At 42.4% G+C, this 18,163-nt stretch carries 22 protein-coding genes and 2 tRNA genes; 12 read left to right on the forward strand and 12 right to left on the reverse strand.

From position 1 onward, the window contains the following. Positions 1–32: 32 nt before the first annotated feature. Together smc and OCC_RS10140 are read left to right on the forward strand one after the other, a co-directional pair. The gene (gene smc, locus OCC_RS10135; protein WP_004069285.1) at positions 33–3,563 is read left to right on the forward strand and encodes a chromosome segregation protein SMC; all 3,531 of its coding nucleotides are present in this window, start codon (positions 33–35) and stop codon (positions 3,561–3,563) included. 10 nt (positions 3,564–3,573) lie between these two features. Continuing rightward, positions 3,574–4,224: a segregation and condensation protein A gene (locus tag OCC_RS10140; RefSeq protein WP_004069283.1), complete on the forward strand. Its 651-nt coding sequence runs from the start codon at positions 3,574–3,576 to the stop codon at positions 4,222–4,224. Here the strand turns inward: OCC_RS10140 and OCC_RS10145 are convergent. The 4 genes from OCC_RS10145 to OCC_RS10160 all read right to left on the reverse strand — a co-directional run bounded on the left by OCC_RS10145 (position 4,182) and on the right by OCC_RS10160 (position 6,392). Continuing rightward, positions 4,182–4,646 (reverse strand): hypothetical protein, encoded by a 465-nt coding sequence (locus OCC_RS10145; protein ID WP_004069282.1) that lies wholly within the window; start codon positions 4,644–4,646, stop codon positions 4,182–4,184. The two genes, OCC_RS10140 and OCC_RS10145, sit on opposite strands and share 43 nt — an antisense overlap. A 23-nt stretch (positions 4,647–4,669) precedes the next feature. Then, positions 4,670–4,777 (reverse strand) — tRNA-Met (locus OCC_RS10150). A 50-nt stretch (positions 4,778–4,827) separates the two neighbouring features. After that, positions 4,828–5,583 carry a bifunctional fructose-bisphosphatase/inositol-phosphate phosphatase gene (locus OCC_RS10155; protein WP_004069281.1) on the reverse strand — a complete coding sequence of 252 codons (756 nt, stop codon included), beginning with the start codon at positions 5,581–5,583 and terminating at the stop codon, positions 4,828–4,830. Positions 5,584–5,585: 2 nt separating this feature from the next. Then, positions 5,586–6,392, reverse strand: coding sequence for a DUF63 family protein (locus tag OCC_RS10160; protein ID WP_004069276.1), 807 nt, complete (start codon positions 6,390–6,392; stop codon positions 5,586–5,588). 94 nt (positions 6,393–6,486) lie between these two features. Here OCC_RS10160 and OCC_RS10165 point away from each other — a divergent pair, with 94 nt between their 5' ends. Together OCC_RS10165 and OCC_RS10170 are read left to right on the forward strand one after the other, a co-directional pair. Then, the gene (locus OCC_RS10165) at positions 6,487–7,527 is read left to right on the forward strand and encodes an NAD(P)-dependent glycerol-1-phosphate dehydrogenase (RefSeq protein ID WP_004069275.1); all 1,041 of its coding nucleotides are present in this window, start codon (positions 6,487–6,489) and stop codon (positions 7,525–7,527) included. A 24-nt stretch (positions 7,528–7,551) separates the two neighbouring features. Next, entirely contained in the window at positions 7,552–7,980 is a 429-nt protein-coding gene (locus OCC_RS10170) for a UPF0179 family protein (protein WP_004069274.1), read from the forward strand. On the opposite strand, the gene OCC_RS10175 is transcribed toward OCC_RS10170, so the two are convergent. Genes OCC_RS10175 through OCC_RS10195 form a run of 5 tightly spaced genes read right to left on the reverse strand, consistent with a single transcriptional unit; the run spans position 7,981 to position 11,053 of the window. Then, positions 7,981–8,982: a 5-oxoprolinase subunit C family protein gene (locus OCC_RS10175; RefSeq protein ID WP_004069271.1), complete on the reverse strand. Its 1,002-nt coding sequence runs from the start codon at positions 8,980–8,982 to the stop codon at positions 7,981–7,983. Then, on the reverse strand, positions 8,966–9,670 hold the full coding sequence (pxpB, locus tag OCC_RS10180) for a 5-oxoprolinase subunit PxpB (RefSeq protein WP_004069269.1): 705 nt from the start codon (positions 9,668–9,670) through the stop codon (positions 8,966–8,968). Before pxpB ends, OCC_RS10175 begins: the two co-directional genes overlap by 17 nt. Before the next feature lie 5 nt (positions 9,671–9,675). Beyond that, positions 9,676–10,053: a type II toxin-antitoxin system VapC family toxin gene (locus OCC_RS10185; RefSeq protein WP_004069267.1), complete on the reverse strand. Its 378-nt coding sequence runs from the start codon at positions 10,051–10,053 to the stop codon at positions 9,676–9,678. Continuing rightward, on the reverse strand, positions 10,034–10,234 hold the full coding sequence (locus OCC_RS10190; protein ID WP_004069265.1) for an antitoxin AF2212-like protein: 201 nt from the start codon (positions 10,232–10,234) through the stop codon (positions 10,034–10,036). Before OCC_RS10190 ends, OCC_RS10185 begins: the two co-directional genes overlap by 20 nt. A gap of 54 nt (positions 10,235–10,288) precedes the next feature. Beyond that, on the reverse strand, positions 10,289–11,053 hold the full coding sequence (locus tag OCC_RS10195; RefSeq protein WP_004069263.1) for a LamB/YcsF family protein: 765 nt from the start codon (positions 11,051–11,053) through the stop codon (positions 10,289–10,291). 60 nt (positions 11,054–11,113) lie between these two features. Here OCC_RS10195 and OCC_RS10200 point away from each other — a divergent pair, with 60 nt between their 5' ends. After that, positions 11,114–11,599: a type II toxin-antitoxin system VapC family toxin gene (locus tag OCC_RS10200; protein WP_004069261.1), complete on the forward strand. Its 486-nt coding sequence runs from the start codon at positions 11,114–11,116 to the stop codon at positions 11,597–11,599. A 103-nt stretch (positions 11,600–11,702) separates the two neighbouring features. On the opposite strand, the gene OCC_RS10205 is transcribed toward OCC_RS10200, so the two are convergent. Then, positions 11,703–12,149 carry an HAD family hydrolase gene (locus OCC_RS10205; protein ID WP_004069259.1) on the reverse strand — a complete coding sequence of 149 codons (447 nt, stop codon included), beginning with the start codon at positions 12,147–12,149 and terminating at the stop codon, positions 11,703–11,705. Positions 12,150–12,219: 70 nt separating this feature from the next. Between OCC_RS10205 and OCC_RS10210 the strand changes: the two genes are divergently transcribed. Continuing rightward, complete coding sequence (locus OCC_RS10210) at positions 12,220–12,744, forward strand: flavoprotein (RefSeq protein WP_004069258.1); 525 nt, start codon at positions 12,220–12,222, stop codon at positions 12,742–12,744. Here OCC_RS10210 and OCC_RS10215 read toward each other — a convergent pair. Then, entirely contained in the window at positions 12,708–13,874 is a 1,167-nt protein-coding gene (locus tag OCC_RS10215; protein ID WP_020953805.1) for a hypothetical protein, read from the reverse strand. The two genes, OCC_RS10210 and OCC_RS10215, sit on opposite strands and share 37 nt — an antisense overlap. Beyond that, on the reverse strand, positions 13,814–14,764 hold the full coding sequence (locus tag OCC_RS10220; protein WP_020953806.1) for a hypothetical protein: 951 nt from the start codon (positions 14,762–14,764) through the stop codon (positions 13,814–13,816). The genes OCC_RS10215 and OCC_RS10220 overlap by 61 nt, the downstream gene beginning before the upstream one ends. Before the next feature lie 86 nt (positions 14,765–14,850). On the opposite strand from OCC_RS10220, the gene nikR reads away from it, so the two are divergent. The 6 genes from nikR to OCC_RS10245 all read left to right on the forward strand — a co-directional run bounded on the left by nikR (position 14,851) and on the right by OCC_RS10245 (position 18,118). Further along, positions 14,851–15,267, forward strand: a complete 417-nt coding sequence (gene nikR, locus OCC_RS10225) for a nickel-responsive transcriptional regulator NikR (protein ID WP_004069256.1) — start codon at positions 14,851–14,853, stop codon at positions 15,265–15,267. A gap of 41 nt (positions 15,268–15,308) precedes the next feature. Then, positions 15,309–15,385: transfer RNA gene (locus tag OCC_RS10230), tRNA-Thr, on the forward strand. Between the two features lie 84 nt (positions 15,386–15,469). Next, complete coding sequence (locus OCC_RS10235) at positions 15,470–16,705, forward strand: Nre family DNA repair protein (protein WP_048874641.1); 1,236 nt, start codon at positions 15,470–15,472, stop codon at positions 16,703–16,705. Between the two features lie 456 nt (positions 16,706–17,161). Continuing rightward, complete coding sequence (locus OCC_RS10240) at positions 17,162–17,503, forward strand: hypothetical protein (RefSeq protein ID WP_004069252.1); 342 nt, start codon at positions 17,162–17,164, stop codon at positions 17,501–17,503. A 112-nt stretch (positions 17,504–17,615) separates the two neighbouring features. Continuing rightward, complete coding sequence (locus tag OCC_RS12630; RefSeq protein WP_171814842.1) at positions 17,616–17,759, forward strand: hypothetical protein; 144 nt, start codon at positions 17,616–17,618, stop codon at positions 17,757–17,759. Further along, positions 17,756–18,118, forward strand: coding sequence for a hypothetical protein (locus tag OCC_RS10245; RefSeq protein WP_148290450.1), 363 nt, complete (start codon positions 17,756–17,758; stop codon positions 18,116–18,118). The genes OCC_RS12630 and OCC_RS10245 overlap by 4 nt, the downstream gene beginning before the upstream one ends. Positions 18,119–18,163: the final 45 nt, after the last annotated feature.

Here is an 18,163-nt window from a genome sequence, read left to right on the forward strand (position 1 = left end):
CGTTTTACCTTAACTCGGCTTAGGTGTTAAATATGCCCTATGTAGAGAGACTAGAGATGAAAGGTTTCAAATCATATGGAAACAGAAAGGTTGTAGTTCCTTTTTCTCGTGGGTTCACAGCGATAGTTGGTGCCAATGGAAGCGGCAAAAGCAATATCGGTGATGCTATTCTCTTTGTTCTCGGAGGTTTATCGGCGAAGGCAATGCGTGCAACAAGGATAAGTGACCTAATATTTGCCGGTACGAGGGAAGAACAGCCGGCCAAATATGCCGAGGTTGCGATATATTTCAACAACGAAGATAGAGGATTTCCAATAGATGAGGACGAAGTAGTCATAAAGCGGCGCGTCTATCCAGACGGGAGAAGTGTTTACTGGCTTAACGGAAAGAGAACCAGCAGAAGTGATATCCTCGATTTGTTGAGCGCTGCAATGATATCTCCCGATGGCTACAACCTAGTTCTCCAAGGTGACATAACCAAGTTCATTAAAATGAGCCCAACTGAGAGGAGAATGATAATAGACGAGATTTCGGGAGTAGCGGAATACGATGAGAAGAAAAAGAAAGCTCTGGAAGAACTAAGGCAAGCAGAAGAGAACTTAGCTAGGGTTGATCTTCTAATTAGGGAAGTGAAAACACAGCTCGACAAGCTCGAAAAAGAAAGGAACGATGCTTTAAGGTACTTAGACCTAAAAGAAAAGCTGGAGATAGCCAGGACAACTTTGCTTGTGGGAGAAGTGAAAAGACTTGAGAATTTAATTGCAGAAAGCCAGAAAAGAGACAAGGAAATCGAAGAAGAAATAAATGAGATCAGCAAAAAGCTGGAAGAGATTGCAAAGGAAATAATCGAAAAGGAAAGAACCCTTAACCAGATTGAAAGAGAGCTCGAAGAGAAAAGTGAAGATGGCATTCTTGAAGTAACGAGGAAGATAAGTGAAGTTAATTCCAAAATAGAGCTGGCAAAGAGAAACATTGAGATAGCGAATAGAGAAATTGAAGAAAGTCAAAGAAGGCTCGTGAAAACGAAGGAAGAGCTTAAGGCAGTTTCTGAGGAAATTGAAAAGAGCAAATCTGCAATAGAAAGATGGAAAAAGAGGAAAGAAAAGCTTCTCAAAGACATAAAGGAAAAAGAGAAAGAAAGGAATGAACTGGTTCTAAAGCTGGCAGAAATAGACAAAAACTTCTCAATAGCTAAGGAGGAATTCGACAAAGTTGAAAAAGAACTTGAAGACTCAAAAAAGGAGTACTACCTCAAAGAAAGTGAAATCGAAAAGATGAACGATGAGATAGAGAGAATCAAGACCAAAAATGCTCAATACTCTGCAAAAAGATTGGCACTTAAGAGTAAGATTGAGGAAACCAGAAAGGAAATCGAAAAGAAAAAAGCCGAGCTGTCAGAAGTAGAGGGTAAGATGGAAAAAATCACCAGCAGGCTGAGAAGACTTGAGAAGGAGCTCGAAGAAAAGCAGCAAAAGCTGGAGAAAATCCTTCCCGAGATTAAAAAAGTAAATGAAGAACTTATAAAAGCCGAGGCGCAAAGAGAAATCAGCGGCAATAGGACACTTGAGGCATTGAAGAAAGTGAACATCCCCGGAATTTACGGCTCTCTGGCGGAGCTTATAAAGGTCAAGGATGAGAGCTACCTCACTGCTGTTGAAGTCGCCCTCGGTTCTCATGCTGACAACGTGGTTGTTGAGGATGATAAAGTTGCAGAGAAAGCAATAACTTTCCTCAAGAAAAACAAGCTTGGAAGACTCACGTTTCTTCCATTAAATAAAATAAAGCCGCGCAAACTTACTGAGACTTCAAAGGGCACCTCCGTTATGGACGTTATTGAATACAATCCGAAATTCAGAAACGCTGTTTCATTTGCCGTTGGGGATACTTTGATAGTCACCGATATGAATGAAGCCAGAGAGGTTGGAATTGGAAAGGTTAGAATGGTTACCCTTGAGGGGGAGCTCTTAGAGAGAAGTGGCGCAATTGTCGGAGGTTATTACAGACCAAAGGCGAAGCTTGGGATAAATACCGATGAAATAAAGAAACGTTTGGAGGCTCTGGAAAGAGAGAAAGACTCTCTGGAGTCCCAGATAAATGCTCTCAAAATTGAGCAGAAGGGATTGGAAAGAGAGTTATTTGAGCTGAGAATGAAAAAGAGCGACCTTTCAAAAGATCTCCAGGTTCTCCAAAAGGAAATGGATAGACTGCTCAATGAAGATAATGCCCTAAAAGAGGAAATCGAAGAAGGTGAAAGGAGAATAAAAGAGCTTGAAGGATTGATTCATCAGACAAAAGGTGAGCTCGCGAAGCTCAGCGGAAGAATAGAGAGACTTGAGAAGAAGAGGGAAAAGCTGAGAAAAGCACTCGACAACCCAGAGGCAAGAGAACTTAACCAGAAGATAAGGGAAGTAGAGCACGAGCTCAGTGCCCTTAGAGAGGAGCTCAGCAAAGTTGAATCAAAGCTTGAAAACCTCGATATTAGGATTAACGAAGAGCTAATTCCAAGAAAAGCTGATCTGGAGGAAGAGATTGAAGGGCTTATAAACAGAATAAACGCCTTCAAGGCCAGCATAAGCAAAAACGAAGAAGACATTGCCAAACTGCAAGAAGAGCTTAAGAGGCTACAAGAGGCAGAGGAGGAAGTGAAAGAGGAGCTTAAGCATCTTAGGGATGAAAGAGAAAAACTTAGGGAGGAAATCTCGCAGTTAAGAGAAAAGAAGGAGGAGCTCAGAGATACCCTGCAAAAACTCAGAATTGAGGCAAATTCACTCAAGATAAGAATCGCTCAATACGAAGCCCAGCTCCAGGAGAAGAACAGAGAGCTTAAGCATCATGACGTTAAGCTTGTTAAAGAAATCCCACTCGACTTGGAGAAGCTCAGAGAGGAAATAGATGAGATGGAAGAGGAAATTAGAAGGCTTGAGCCTGTGAACATGAAAGCAATTGAAGATTATGAAGTTGTAGAGAGGCGTTACCTTGAGCTCAGATCAAAGAGAGAAAGACTTGAGGCGGAAAAAGACAGCATCGTCGAGTTCATAAATGAAATAGAGGCGCAGAAAAAGAACGTCTTCATGAGAACGCTGAATGCCATTGCAAAGAACTTTTCAGAGCTGTTTGCAAAGCTTTCCCCCGGCGGAGAGGCTAGGTTAATACTCGAAAATCCCGAGGATCCCTTCAGCGGTGGACTGGACATAGAGGCAAAGCCAGCTGGAAAGGAAGTAAAGAGAATAGAGGCAATGAGCGGTGGAGAAAAGGCATTGACAGCATTGGCTTTTGTCTTTGCAATTCAGCACTTTAAGCCAGCCCCGTTCTATCTCTTTGACGAAATCGATGCCCATCTTGACGATGCAAACGTAAAGAGGGTCGCTGATCTAATAAAAGAAGCCTCTAAAGACAGCCAGTTCATAGTAATAACCCTCAGAGACGTCATGATGGCTAATGCGGACAAGATAATAGGGGTATCAATGCGCAACGGAATTTCAAGGGTTGTAAGCCTAAGCTTGGAGAAAGCGATGGAATACTTAGAGAAGGCAAGGGCGAAGAATGCAAACGCCGCAATCTAGGTGAAAGAAAATGGAACACAAAAGAGAGGAAGAGATAACCCCCATTGACATCCTCCTCCAGCTCGTCACAATGGGTAAGGTAGACCCTTGGAACATAGACATAGTTGATCTCACAGAGAAGTACATCGAGAGGATTAGGGAGATGCAGGATCTCGACTTAAGGATATCTGCCAGAGCTATTCTAGCTGCTTCCATCCTCCTTAGGATGAAAACTGAAGCTCTGCTTTACGGTAATGAGGAAGAGGAAGAAGAGAAGGAAGAAGAAAGGATAAGGGTTGAAGTGGAACCTTATGTACCTCCTTTGAGAAGAGTGGAGCGCTATTATACGCTTGACGATCTCATTGAAGCCCTCATGGATGCACTGGAAGAGGCAGAAAAGAAAAAACCCAGGAAGAAAAAGAAAGTTGAGATTGAAGAAGAGATATTCGTTGTTGATGACTTCAGAGTGGACATAGAGAAGCACGTGAACAGGCTTTATGCAATAGTCAAAGAGCTCTACGAAGAAACAAAGGAGAAAATATCCTTCTGGGAGCTGATATTTGACCCAACTCCTAAGATAATAGCAAGAACATTCCTTTACTTGCTGTTTTTAGCAAACATGGGAAAAGTCGAGCTTATTCAAGAGGAACCCTTTGGGGAGATATTCGTAATTCCCACATAATCCCTCTCTTTCCTTTTTGCAGGCCTGAGTGTTATGGCTAGCAAAGGTTCTTCTTCTCCCACATAGATAACTCTCTTCTCCCTGTTTATGTAGAAGTAAAAGGTGCCATCGGGAATTTCCTTTAAAAATTTCCTTGGAGTTGTTTTCTTTGCAATCTTTTTGTCTCCCCAAAATACGCACTCGTAGGTTTCTTCAATGTCTTTGACTTTCTCAAAAATTTCTTCAGTAGGGAGTTTTCTCCATTCCAGTTTGGAGCACACGAGAGACTTTCTTTTATCCGTGAATATAACGATCTTATCATTAACCTCAATTTTTTCTGCTCCTTTAATGAAATCCAAAAGAGTCGAGTAAATTTTTTCATATCTTCTGCTTTTTGAAAGGCGTTTGATTATTCTCTCCTTGGCATGGTTTGTGAGCAGCATAAGAACACCAAGAAAAATTTTAATGGTGCCGGGGGCGGGCTTTGAACCCGCGACCTCCCGGTTTCCCAGGCTCCCCCGAAGGGGAGCAGCCCTATGAGCCGGGCGCTCTGACCAGGCTGAGCCACCCCGGCACTTCCGCATATACCTCTTTGTACTTTGTTTTTAAATCTTTCGCCGTTTATTAAATAACTTCAAGTATGAGCTTAAGGAGTCTCTTATCATTTACCGCTATTATGTTGAGCTTTTCCCTTGCATCTAATCTAAACTTTATTTCCTCTCCGCTATCGTCGGTTATAATAGCTCCAGCTTCTTTTGCGATTATGTAACCTGCTGCTATGTCTGTCGGCCTTACATAGTTCCTTATGTCTATTACACCGTCTAGAGAACCTCTAGCGAGATAAGCAAGCTCAACTGCTATAGCACCTAAAACCCTCGTTCTCTTAACTTTTTCAACAAGCCTCGCTCCCCTACCTCTTGTGTAGAAGCTTATTGAGATGGACTTTTCATTTAAATGCCTAACTCGTATTCTCTCCCCGTTTAGATAGGCTCCCTCACCGGGAATTCCTTCATAAACGTTCTTTGTGATGAACTCGTAAATCATAGCATAGACGGGTTTTTCATTTTTGAAAACTGCAAAGCTGAATCCAAAGATAGGGATGCCTTGGATAAAGTTGAAAGAACCATCGATGGGGTCGACAACAATAGTGTATTCACTTCCAGCCTCTATGTTCCCAATCTCCTCACTTACTACGTTTACGCCAAGGGGTCTGAGATACTCCAGAACAACGTCTTCTGCAACTTTATCTACGAGTTTAGTTTTGTCCCCGCTCGGGCTAAACCCGATGAATTCTCCAGCCTTCTTTGTTCCAAAGAGAGGCATTACTTCTCTTTCAATATCCTTTGCGAGATTTAGGGCTATTTCATTCCATTCATACATATCTAAACCCCCATAAGCATTCTCAAAAGATTTCTCGTTCCAGGGGCAAAGCCGAGGATAAACATTACCATCTTTATAAAATCCATAAGCTCCTTCTCGCTTTCGCTCTCCTGAAGCTCTTCCATCAGGTAGAGGGCGACTATTAAAACGGAAAACTTCAAAAGGTACATAACTGCGGCAGTTCCGGTTAGACTCATGAGGTACCTCGGCAGCACGTGCTGCTCCCAGTAGCCGAGAAAATCAACCCCTACAAACGTTGTCGTTGCATCGTAGAAGTGGGCATAGAAAAGGTAGGAGTTTTCTCTCACGAGCCTTATCCTCTTGGAAAGGAGATAAACCACAGCCAGGGCAAGCGATGCAAAGGGTATGAAGTACTTTAAAACTTCGAAGTTAAAGCTTACTTTGTCCAGATTAAAAAGCAGGAGCAGAACTTCCCCACCAACGAGGGTCCATCCAAAGTAAAGGAAAACTTTTCTCCAGTCTTCAAAGAATTTGTGGGTTATTAAAAGAGCGGAGAAGGTTATTGCAAACACGAGAAAATATATACCCGGCGTAACTGTGAGATAAGTCCTAGGTATTATCGTCGCATCTGTAAGAGCCCTCCCAAAGGCGCCCAGAATCATGTAGGGGATTAAAGCCCTAAAGAACGCGTTGTCATATTTTATGCCAAGTTTTTTAAGAACCTTGTAAACCCCAAGGGCCGCCAATCCAAGAATTATTGCATATGTAAGGGTGTTCACAACGTTGTAGCCTTGATTATACCTTATTGGGTCTATGAAATATCTCTGAAAGATCTCTCCAATACCCATTTAATCACCTGAATGAATATTCCGGGATTAGTTAAAACTTTTTCCTCCAATTATTTTTTAAGCTCTGAGGGAGAAGAATAGAAGGGGGATGATCATGCATTTAATGGAGCTACCAAGGGAGGTTCTTCTTGGTGAAAACCTTAAGGATAAGGTTAGCCAAGTTGCCAAGCGGCTCAAATTGGGTGAAAAGGCTCTAATTCTCTACGGTCCAAAAACTAAGGAAATCGCCGGAAAAGATGTGGAAAAGCATTTAAAGGATTTTTTTGAAGTAGAGGGCCTGATAGTGAAGGAAGCTTCAATGAAGGAAGTTGAAAAGACCCTCAACGTGATACGGAATGAGGGCATAAACTGGGTTATCGGTGTTGGAGGAGGAAGTATAATAGATGTAGCAAAGCTGGCTTCTTTTAAGGCCGATATTCCCTTCATAAGCTTTCCTACAACTGCTTCTCACGATGGCATTGCAAGCGCAAACGCTTCAATAAAGGATCTCGGCACCAAAACCTCAGTGAAGGCTCGACCCCCTGTAGCGATTATTGCAGATGTTGAGGTTATAAAAACCGCTCCCTATAGGTACCTTGCAGCTGGAGTTGGTGATATGATAAGCAACCTCACAGCGGTAAAGGACTGGGAGCTGGCCCATAAAATTAAGGGAGAATATTTCAGTGAATACGCTGCTTCGCTTTCTCTTATGAGCGCAAAGATGGTTATCAAGAACGCTGACATTATACGATTGGGCAACGAGGAAAGCGTGAGAAAGGTGATAAAGGGATTGATCTCAAGCGGTGTAGCAATGAGTATAGCCGGTTCCTCCAGACCTGCAAGCGGTGCGGAACATCTTTTCAGCCATGCATTGGATGCAATAGCTCCAAAGCCTGCCCTTCATGGAGAGCAGTGTGGGGTGGGAACAATAATAATGGCTTATCTGCATGGCCTTAAGTGGCAAAAGATTAGGGAAACCTTAAAGAAGGTTGGGGCACCTACTAATGCATACGAGTTGGGGATTGATCCAGAGTACATTGTGGAGGCATTAACAATAGCCCACACAATTAGGCCCGAGAGGTACACGATTTTGGGTAAAGATGGCCTCACAAGGGAGGCGGCTGAGAAAGCGGCTAAAATAACGGGTGTAATATGATTATCCTTCATAGGAGGTGTTAAAATGGTAATCACGCTGGTTGGAGAAAAGCTTGCAAAACCCGGGGCAGAGTTCATCTATTACGGCCCAGCAGATCCATGTAAAAGCTGCAGATTGGCAAGGGTCTGTGTAGGCAACCTCGAACCTGGAAGGAGGTACAAAGTTGTAAGGGTCAGAAACATAGAGCACTCCTGTCCCCTCCATGAGGGGAAAGTAAGAGTGGTAGAAGTAGTGGAACCGGCAATAGAAATAGCAATAGAGCCAAGAATTGCAATAGTCGGATCAAAGATAAAGCTGAGCTTTGTGGATTGCAGTGATCCGGAGAAGCAAAACCTTGTTAGACCCGAGGGGCTTTTTGAAGGTGATAGTGTCAAAATTCTTGAAATTCTTGGGGATTTTGAATGTGATGGGAAAAAATACAAACTTGCCCGTGTTATGCGGGAAAAAGAGTGACTACCTCTTCTTTTCTACTTTTGTGAAGGCTATTAGCTCTTCTTCAAACACTTTCAATTTGTAAGCCCTCAGCTTCCCGAGGAGGAACATCTTTATGGCCTCCATGATTGTCTCGCGTCTTTTCAAATTCTTTTGAGCCTCTTCAACGCTAACGGCTCTAAATTTGAGCTTTCCTCCCGGCCTTGTTTGAGCTACTTTTGGAACATCTATCCTAGCAACAACTCCAATCTTTGCATATCCTCCAGTTGTTTGTCTATCAGCGAGCATTATTATCGGCTTGCCACTTTTTGGGACTTGAATAGAGCCGAGGGGAATGGCATCGGTGATTATATCGGCACCTTTTTCCGAGTGCTCTATTGCCGGCCCTTCTAGGCGATACCCCATCCTATCGGACTCAGCTGTTACTTCATAAGTTGAGCTCAGGAATGTTTTAATGCCTTCCTCTGTAAAGTGCTCCTCTTGTGGCCCTAAAATCACCATAACTTCACTCTCGTTCGAATATTTCGGCACAAACTCCTTCGGAAGCTTTTTGCCTTCCTTTTCGGTTAAAATTGCGTAGCCCAAGCTTAGAGTATCCCCGCTTTTCAATGCCCTGCCAAAGTTTGCCCTTATATAGGTGGAGCAGCTGCCAAGAATTGGCTCACACTTTATCCCTCCGGCAAAGGCTATGTAGCCGTACATGCCACTTTTTAGAGTTCCTACCTCCAACACATCGCCCCTCTTTGCCCAGTAGCTCTCCCAGGGGTTAATAGGGATGCCGTTTAGTTTTGCATCAACATCTCCTCCTATGGCGAAAACCGCTGAAAAATGAAACCTTATGGTTGGTCCCCTCAGGACAAATTCAAGCAGAGGTGTATTATCCTCATTCCCTACGAGATAGTTTGCCAATCTGGCAGAGACCTCATCCATAACCCCACTTACCGGCACTCCGAACTTTTGATAGCCTGTTCTTCCCAAGTCTTGGATTGTCATTAGCGAAGGAACGTTAACAAGCTCTATCATTGTTCTCGCCCCATTCTTGCTTATAAATCTCCCAGAACTCTTCGTCACTTATAGGCACAAACTTAACGTAATCTCCAGCCTTTACTATACTTGGCGGGCTTTTAGAAGGATCAAAGGTTTTCAAGGGTGTTCTTCCAATTAAGCGCCATCCTCCAGGGCTTTCTATGGCATACCATCCCGTTTGCTTCCCAGCTATGCCCACACTCCCGGCTGGAACTTTTAAGCGCGGCTTCTCAAGCCTTGGTGTTGCAATCCTCTCGTCCATCCCGCCAAGATAAGCAAACCCTGGTAGAAATCCAAGCATATAAACTCTATAGAGGGGCTTTGAGTGTATCTCAATGACTTCCTCAACCGTTAGTCCATTGTACTCCGCAACGAACTCTATGTCCGGGCCGAACTCTCCTCCATAGGCAACAGGTATCTCGATGATTCTCTTTTTCTCCTCTCTGGACTCCGCAGAAAGGAAGGGCTTTACGGCTTCGAGAACTTCAGAGTATGAGACTTTGAGGGGGTCGTAGTAGATATAAACGCTTGTGTAAGTTGGCACAACTTCAATGAGCCACTCTGGAGCTGCTTCCTCAATTGCTTCCGCAACGGCATGGACTTTTTTATTAACCTCTTCATCGATTTCATCGCCAAAAATTATTGCTATGGCTGAATCGCCAGCCGGTTTAAAAATTGGAAACATAGAAATCACCTATAGTCAGGTTTTAGAATATTCAGCCCAGAAATCTTTTCAAAATGCCTTGTGTTGTAGGTTACAATTGTTAGTCCATTTCGTAGTGCAGTGGCGGCTATTAATGCATCAGCAATACCTACTTGGTAATCTCTTCGAAGCTCGCCCCCGAGGATTGCTATCTCTTCGTCAAGTGGAATTACATTAAAGTGGGATAGAAATCTCAGTATCTTCTCTTTTTTAACGACGTCTCTGGTTTCTTTTCCTGAAAATATCTCTGCGATTGTTATTGTCGAAATGTGTATCCCTTCCTTCGAGATTTTTAGTAAAAATTCCTTTGATCCAGCTACTCCTCGAAGGATATCAATTATTATGTCAGTATCCACTAGATACATCTCGATCCCACTCTTTTCTAAGCTTTTTGAGATCTATTTTCTCACGTATAATCCCAAATACTTCTTCAATGTCTTTTTCGAGTTCATCTATTATGACTAGCTTGACTTTCTTTGGAGCTTTTACCTTCTTCACTGGCTTAAATACTCCATTTTCATATATGGCATCAACAATGTTCGGCATATTCCTTCCCCGCAGATGTTATTGTGTTGATTCATTATTAAACTTTTCAGGAGCCTAAACAAACTTTCCCATAGGAACGACTTTCACTCCCTCTTCTTCGAGGCGCTTTCTTATGTATGCTGTTATCTCAACAGCTTGAGGATTGTCTCCATGAACGCAGATTGTGTCCGCTTTGAGCTCAACCCATTCGCCGTTAATAGCTTTAACACCCCCGTCTTTGACCATTGAGATTACTCTCTCGGCTATAAGCTCTTTATCATGAATAACTGCTCCCGGCTTTCTTCTTGAGACGAGGGTTCCATCTGGATTGTATGCCCTATCGGCGAACACTTCGTGGGCTACTTTTAGCCCCATCTCTTCTGCAATCTCCAATGGCTTTGACATTGAGAGCCCAACGAAAATAAGCTTCTTGTCGAAATCTGCAATTCCCTCTAGGATTCCCCTTGCAAGCTCTTCGTCTTTAACCAGAGCGTTGTAAAGTGCTCCATGGGGCTTAACGTGCTGGAGCTCCAGCCCTTCGGCCTTCACGAACGCATATAATGCCCCGACCTGGTAGAGAATGTAGTTCCTTGCCTCCTCCCTCGTTATGTCCATGTACCTCCTTCCAAAACCCATTAAGTCTGGATAACCCGGATGTGCCCCAACAGCGACGTTCAGCTCTTTGGCAAGTGTTACAGTTCTTCTCATTACCATTGGATCGCCAGCATGCCAGCCGCATGCAACGTTTGCCGATGTTATGTACTTCATAACCTCTTCATCAAGACCCAGCTTATACCTCCCAAAGCTTTCACCAAGGTCAGAGTTGAGGTCTACTCTCATTGTTTCCACCACCCAATAATAAAGCGATAACCCTTTAACCCTTTTCTCCAATTACACACCATGCTTGTTATAGACGCTGCAATATTCATTCAAGGGGTTGATGTTGAAGGTGTTACAAGCCCAAAGGTGCTTGAAGAGATTAAAGACCCGGAATCCAAGGTATTCATTGAAAGCTTGATTAGTGCGGGAAAGGTTAAGGTTCTCGTCCCCTCAAGGGGGAGCATAGAGGCTGTTAAGAAGAAAGCTTTAGAGAGTGGGGAGCTTGGAGAGTTAAGCGAAGCAGATATTGAAATCTTGGCCTTAGCTTATGAACTCAAGGGAGAGATTTTTACCGATGACTACAACCTTCAAAACATTGCAACACTTCTCGGCTTAAAGTTTAGAACGCTGAAGCGTGGAATAAAAAAGGTCATAAAATGGCGCTACGTCTGCATTGGGTGTGGGAGAAAGTTCAAAACTCAACTGCCAAAAAACATATGTCCCGACTGCGGGAGTAAGGTTAGATTACTCCCAAAAAAGAAGAGAAAGAAGCGTCAGCGCTCATAGGGTTCTTCATCACTCCGCCAGAGTTTCTCATCATCCGCCTCTCTTAACTACTCCTGATTACCTTTATAACTTTCCGGAATTATTGTACAATTAACTAAACTCCTCAACCCCTAAGCGTTGCTATTAACCTTTTCTCATTTAGCAGCAGATTAATAGCATCTTTAACATCCTTAACCACTATATCACTTGCCAGCAATGCCTCGACACTGGCTCCTTCTTCCCCTATTACGCATATGGCAAGCTCGGCATTCTCAAGCATTCTGACGTCGTTATTGCCGTTGCCAACTCCAATGTAGGGTTCATATTTTAATGCTTTCTGGAGCTTTTCGTTGCCATCTTTGACCTTTTCTATTTTAACCTTCATGCCCTTAAACTCGTCTTCCAGAGTCCCAAATGTATCGGAGCTTAGAACAACGATCTCGTATTTTTCGCCAAGTTTCCTTAAAAGCTCCTTTACCTCTTCCCTTACTTTTCCTTCAAGGCCTAGTGTTCCATTTAAGTCAAATATAACTGTTCGTGCGGTTATCCTTCCATAGTTTGGAATCTCCATTCTGTCCACCAGGGAAGTTTAGCAAAAATGCTTAAAACTTTGTTCTCAACATCCAAGTGGTGGAAGAGTTGTGAGAGTGGCATGGGGAATCAGTGGGGCTGGGCACTTGCTTCTGGAAAGTATTGAGGTACTAGAAAAATTAAAGGACAAGCATGAGATCAAAATATTCCTATCCTCGGCTGGAGAAGAGGTAGCCAGAATGTATGGAGTTCTCGAAAGGATAGGAAGCTTTCCTCTCGTTAGGGAATCCAAACAGGGGCATTCGTTTCCTTCATGTGGCGCTTTTAATCTGGGTAAATTTGACGTCTTTGTAATATCCCCCGCAACTTCAAACACGGTTGCAAAGATAAGATTGGGCATAGCAGACTCTTTGCTTTCATGCTGTGCATCTCAAGCCTTGAAAAGTAGAGTGCCGTTAATACTAATCCCAACAGATTCCAAGCCAGTTGTGGAAACCAAAGCCCCTAACGGGGAAATCTTTAAAATCTATCCGCGCAAAATTGATCTTGAGCATCTCGAAGCGTTAAGAAAAGAAGGGGTAGTAGTTCTTGATCACCCTTACGATGTGGAAAAAGCTTTAGAGCGGTTTTTGTGAACATAGTAGAATTTTCCATCTTTTGTTACTGTTACGTAGTCTGGGGTGTATTTTGGACCATAATAGAGGTTGTGTCCATCCAGTCTGTACCATAAAGCTCTTGCCGCTTCGAGCTTGTTAAGTTCATCTAAAACGCTCAAGTTCCCTTCCTTTACCATCTCCAGCAACCTCTGCACATATTGCTCGCTTATGTTGAAAGTCACGTAGGAGGCAAAGAACTCATATCCTGTGATCAGCTCTTCCATGAGGTTTTTGTAGGGATACGCTGGGGTTACAGATATATTAAAGCGCTTGTAAAAATCCTCCACTGCAGTAACATCGGGTCTGTAAGGAAGTATCCCAAGAACCATCATCTCTACCGTATCGTCATAGTATCTCCTAAACCAATCCCGATCATATGGATAAAAAAGGTCCTCATTTGATATGTAAGGATCTTTTCCAAGGACGTAAAGGGCTCTATAGTTGCTTCCGACCAAAAGGGGCACATCCCATATCACTATTATCTCTGAGTGATCGAGCTTCCATCCGCTAATGCTTGCCGGAATCTGAAGTGCCCACGCTTTGAGGTTGAAGTCCATGAAAAGGTTGTTCATGAGAACAACTTGAGTCTCTCCATCGTAACCACATATGCCTGATCTTAGGGTTTTTATTACGGGCAAATCGTAGGAGTGGACGTAGCTGTTTACAAAATAGGCTATGTGTAGGGGGGTTATGGAGTAAAAAGGCAAAGGTTTGTTGTAAAATCGGAAGAAGTCTTCTTTAGCTCTTTCATAAAAGAATTTCATGGCTTCTCCCATCTTAATCTTCCCATACCTATCAAACCCCAAATCCGGATAAATGATCTTGTATATATGGAGGGGTTTGTAAGTAGCCGCTGATCGCCATATGTGCTCCAGCTCTTTCCTGCTGTAAGGATGGGCATTCTGAAACCATTCGCCGCTTCCATCAAATTTTATCTCAAAAATTTCTGGGTAGTGGGAAAACTCCACTCGGATTGAATTGGAATTCCCATGATAATCCCTCCCTTTTATCGTTATGTTATACTCCCCCCATTCCAGGGGAAACTCTATTATTGAGCTGTAGGTAAGGGATTGCGTTTTAATGTTGACTTTGTATTCCTTCTCCTCCACATTAATAACGAGCTCCTTCGGGGATTCACATTGTCCCTTATTGTAAACGCAACTTTAACTTTCTCCCCTTCACTTTCTATAGTTCCCCATATTTTAGGAGCTTTCTTATCGCTTTTCTGCTCTTTTTGAAAAACTTCCCAACTGAGATTTACCTTAGTGATTTCAAATCTCGCCGAGTTTTCTATGAACCACTCCCTAAAGGTTTGGTTGGTGATTAGGTAGCTCTCTATTGAGCCAAGGCTTTCAAGAAATTCTTCTATCTCATAAGGCTCGAATCCATCTATTATTCCATTCATGTTGTCTATAGCGTTTTTCACGTCAGGGGGAAGTTCATAGAGGGCCATGTGAAGATCCTTTATTAGGGCAATATAATTCTGCAACGTACGGGCGGCGTAGATGTTTTGAGAGTTTTCTATGCCGTTTCTAATCCTAGGTGGCAACTGGTTGTAAGTTTCAAGGAATTCGCTTACCTGATCCTCAAATATTGTTACCTTCTTAGAGAATTCCTCAAGCGTATAGGGGCTTTCTGAAAAAAGAAAACGAATCATGTCATCTCTTAGGGGGTATGAAACTTCTTCAAGAACTCTGCTGACCCTTTCGCTTAAATTTGCGAGGAGAATTAAGTTGTCGGTCTCTACTTCATCAAGCAGTGTACTCCTGTATTTGTAGAGAGGGTATATTTTATTTGCTATGTCTTTCTCTTCTTCGCTTAACTTCCCATCATCAAGAAACCCCAGCTTTGAGGCAATCTCATATATCTCCTGGTCTCTTTGGGTGATCTGTTGCGGAGGAGGCTGTACAGCTCTCATGCTCCAGAAAAGGAGGATTAAATACGCCAAGAAGAGTCCAATGAGAATTTTTTTGGCATCAACAACAAATTTTTTCCCCATGTTTTATCATTATCTCTCAATGCTTATCTACTTTTCTTTTGCCAAAATTTAAATATCTGGGATATAAAAATACAGTGGTGATTGTAGTGAGGATAATCCGTTTTGGTGTCTCGATGCCGGAAGATCTCCTAGAAAAGTTTGATGCCATTATAGAGGAAAAGGGATACGCTAACAGAAGTGAGGCTATTAGGGATTTGGTGAGGGATTTCATAGTTAGACACGAGTGGGAGGAAGGGGATAAGGAAGTTGCCGGAACTATAACCATTGTTTACAACCATGATGAGGCCGATGTGGTGAAAGAACTCCTTGACATGCAGCACGATTATGTGAATGAAATTATCTCAAGCCTTCACGTTCATATGGACGAGCACAATTGCCTCGAGGTCATTGTAGTTAAGGGAAAAGCTAGCAGGATAAAGAGAATAGCCGAGAGGCTAATTAGCCTGAAAGGGGTAAAGCATGGAAAGCTAGTCATGACCACTACGGGCAGAGAACTGGTATGAAAAAGCTTATAAATTTCTCTTTTATCATCACACTTGGGTGTGCCGGGGTAGCCTAGCTCGGTAGGGCGGCGGACTCGTAATCCGCAGGTCCCGGGTTCAAATCCCGGTCCCGGCTCCATATCCTCGTTTCTTATCTTTGAATCTATGCGGTGATAATCTTTAATTATATCTTTGAATCTATGTAGATACGGGTAGCTAGTGGATGAAGTTGGATCCTAGTTTATGTATATTGTGCAGAGGCCGAGGATGGTGCGGCCTTGCATACTGCCCCGCAATAGCAAGAGCTCGGGCCACTTTACGAATTAGGCGCTCTGTTTCTTCAAAAGTTATTGAAGGTTCAACGCCTCCATCGGTCTTTGTTGGTAGAATTGGTTATCCATACGTGAGAATAGGACCGGCGACACCTCCCTTGATGGGGGATACGAGCGTTTTTGATTTTCCTGAGATGTGGATTAATAGAAAAATAGAGGATATTCTCGAATATCGCTGGAGCCTGATCACGGGGATCAAAATAGCAAACGTCAAAAAGCCGGAAGACAGACTTATAGAGGAGTTAAGACTTTTGGCCATGAGTTCCAAGCCCGTTGATATTGAACTTGCCCTTAAAAAACCACCGAGGCCTTTCATGACGTTCAGTGAGCAAGAGCCACCGCAGGGACCACGATCGCCCCTTGCAAACATGAAGGTCATTGGAAATCCCTCAATTCCAAGGCCTGTAGAGAAAGTCTATGATGATACAGATTTGCCGGCATTTGATGCCGTTGTTAGCCTTTATGAATCGGGATTACCTGTTTCATATATACAGAAGATATTCAGCACCGGTGCATTTGGAATTAAAAAACAGAGAAGACTCGTCCCCACAAGGTGGAGCATTACTGCCGTGGATAGCGTGCTCTGTAAAAAGCTCATCAAGGAGATAAAAGAATACAATCCACTAAATGAGATCCTTGTGTTTAGATATCGAGTTCACGAGAATCTCTTTATTGCCATTTTATACCCAGCAAAATGGAGTTATGAATGGATGGAGGCTTGGTGGCCCGGCTCCACTTGGAATCCAGGTTTGGATAATGTTGTTATCGAAGGGGATTACGAGGATTACCACGGGAGGACAAGCTATCCAAGCATAGGTGGCTGTTACTACGCAAGCATGCTTGCGACTCTCGAATATCTGAAGAGAATAAAACGGCAAGCCACTGCGATACTTCTTAGAGAGATTTATCCCGGCTTTAAGATACCAGTTGGTGTATGGTTTGTTAGGGAAAGCGTTAGGGCAATGTTTAATTCTCCACCTGTTTTGAAGACAGACAGCCTAGATGAAGTTTTGGAGTTTTTAGAAAAAGAAACAAAGCTTAGAAGTAATAGATGGTTCTCTTCTTCAGTGCTCTTGAGAAGAATACGATTCACTAGACCCATTGACGAGTTTTTGAAGAAAGATTGAGAGAGCAAGAGATAGATGGCAAAGTGTTATAGCTTTGTTTAGTTAGTATATGGGGTCAAATCGGAGCTAATCATGGTTTAAACATCTAAAAAGCGTTTTTATTAAATCCTTACGATAAGTATCTAAATGTTTTATAAATATAAAACTACTTTGTTTCATGTTATCTTTCAAACTTTGACTCGAATTTTTTACTTTTAATGATTTTTAATATAATACAATTTAAAATAGTATTATAGTTGATAAAACTTAGAGTAACATAACTTTAAAACATTAAATTGCACGTAAATTACATTTTATTAAAGTAAAATTTTGCAAATTTTTACCTAATGCAAAAATAATAAAACTTACTAATCATACATTTAGCTTTTCGTGACACTCACTTCTGTTTTGGAGTTGATGTACACTATTAGATATGCTTTTAAACTCCTGATGTGTTATAATATGAGGTGATAAGACGTGTTGGACATACTCGGTTTTATTTTCTATGCTGGAGCTTCGCTTGTTATCCTATTTATAGCAGCGTTTTCGGGAGGTATATCAAGAATACTGGCCCTCCCAGCAGCGCTTGGATACATACTACTGGCCTTTTGGTCAATAGAGCAGGCAAGTTCTGATATAATGAGAAAGGACAGGAAGAGAGATGCGAGAATGATACTCCTCTTGAACATAGTCTCCTTTGGATTAGGGGCGTTGTCCTTCTACATCTACATGAACAGTATAGTTACGCCAATACTGTTGCTTGGACCAGCGTTCGTGATTGGCCTCTGGAGATCCCTGCGGGAAAATAAAGGGCCTTGAAATTTTTCGCTTTTCTTTGTTTTTGATGTTCTTCTTTGTGCACGAGTTTTGGATATAATGTGCCTTATATGACAATTATGTATAGTGGTAAAAATAACAAACGTTAAAAAGAATGCCGACGATAATCCTAACGGTGGGACACGTGGGAGCTGACAACCTCATAAGGAGCCAAAAGCTATTTCTAGGGTTGACACCATGGGAAAAAGATGAAATTCTGAAACCTTTTAGGTGGTATTACTCAAAACTTCGGAGGTGAGTGACATGGAGTCAAAAAATACGGGTTTTTTCGAAATTAGCACTAAATATCCCTCTCTTGTACCCCTAGCGGTGGAAATACTAAAAGTCAAGGCTAAGGAGGCATGTATAACTAGAAGCAACCTTCGTCCATTTATTAGGGAAAATCAGAAGACGAGAGAACTTGAGCTTGTAATTCCAGTTACATCCCTTTCAAAACTTGAAAAGTGTGTGCTAGAAGCTGTGGGATTCCCAAAAAGACCAGTCCGAGTTGGAGATACCATGATTATAGCTATTGTTGTAGGCTCATTTGAACTTGGTCAACTTGATCAGGAGTTAATGCAGATGCTCCGCACGCTTTATTATACGCTGACATGTTGAATATTTATTAATTATTACCACTTGTCGTTGTAAAGGGAAAAATTA

This window comes from Thermococcus litoralis DSM 5473, from assembly GCF_000246985.2.
GTDB lineage: Archaea > Methanobacteriota_B > Thermococci > Thermococcales > Thermococcaceae > Thermococcus_A > Thermococcus_A litoralis.

Bases quoted from the DNA above. Each gene is read 5' to 3' on its own strand.
- smc (WP_004069285.1), top strand. From the start codon at position 33: ATGCCCTATGTAGAGAGACTAGAGATGAAAGGTTTCAAATCATATGGA.
- OCC_RS10140 (WP_004069283.1), top strand. From the start codon at position 3,574: ATGGAACACAAAAGAGAGGAAGAGATAACCCCCATTGACATCCTCCTC.
- OCC_RS10145 (WP_004069282.1), bottom strand. From the start codon at position 4,646: ATGCTGCTCACAAACCATGCCAAGGAGAGAATAATCAAACGCCTTTCA.
- OCC_RS10155 (WP_004069281.1), bottom strand. From the start codon at position 5,583: ATGTATGAATGGAATGAAATAGCCCTAAATCTCGCAAAGGATATTGAA.
- OCC_RS10160 (WP_004069276.1), bottom strand. From the start codon at position 6,392: ATGGGTATTGGAGAGATCTTTCAGAGATATTTCATAGACCCAATAAGG.
- OCC_RS10165 (WP_004069275.1), top strand. From the start codon at position 6,487: ATGCATTTAATGGAGCTACCAAGGGAGGTTCTTCTTGGTGAAAACCTT.
- OCC_RS10170 (WP_004069274.1), top strand. From the start codon at position 7,552: ATGGTAATCACGCTGGTTGGAGAAAAGCTTGCAAAACCCGGGGCAGAG.
- OCC_RS10175 (WP_004069271.1), bottom strand. From the start codon at position 8,982: ATGATAGAGCTTGTTAACGTTCCTTCGCTAATGACAATCCAAGACTTG.
- pxpB (WP_004069269.1), bottom strand. From the start codon at position 9,670: ATGTTTCCAATTTTTAAACCGGCTGGCGATTCAGCCATAGCAATAATT.
- OCC_RS10185 (WP_004069267.1), bottom strand. From the start codon at position 10,053: ATGTATCTAGTGGATACTGACATAATAATTGATATCCTTCGAGGAGTA.
- OCC_RS10190 (WP_004069265.1), bottom strand. From the start codon at position 10,234: ATGCCGAACATTGTTGATGCCATATATGAAAATGGAGTATTTAAGCCA.
- OCC_RS10195 (WP_004069263.1), bottom strand. From the start codon at position 11,053: ATGAGAGTAGACCTCAACTCTGACCTTGGTGAAAGCTTTGGGAGGTAT.
- OCC_RS10200 (WP_004069261.1), top strand. From the start codon at position 11,114: ATGCTTGTTATAGACGCTGCAATATTCATTCAAGGGGTTGATGTTGAA.
- OCC_RS10205 (WP_004069259.1), bottom strand. From the start codon at position 12,149: ATGGAGATTCCAAACTATGGAAGGATAACCGCACGAACAGTTATATTT.
- OCC_RS10220 (WP_020953806.1), bottom strand. From the start codon at position 14,764: ATGGGGAAAAAATTTGTTGTTGATGCCAAAAAAATTCTCATTGGACTC.
- OCC_RS10235 (WP_048874641.1), top strand. From the start codon at position 15,470: ATGAAGTTGGATCCTAGTTTATGTATATTGTGCAGAGGCCGAGGATGG.
- OCC_RS12630 (WP_171814842.1), top strand. From the start codon at position 17,616: ATGCCGACGATAATCCTAACGGTGGGACACGTGGGAGCTGACAACCTC.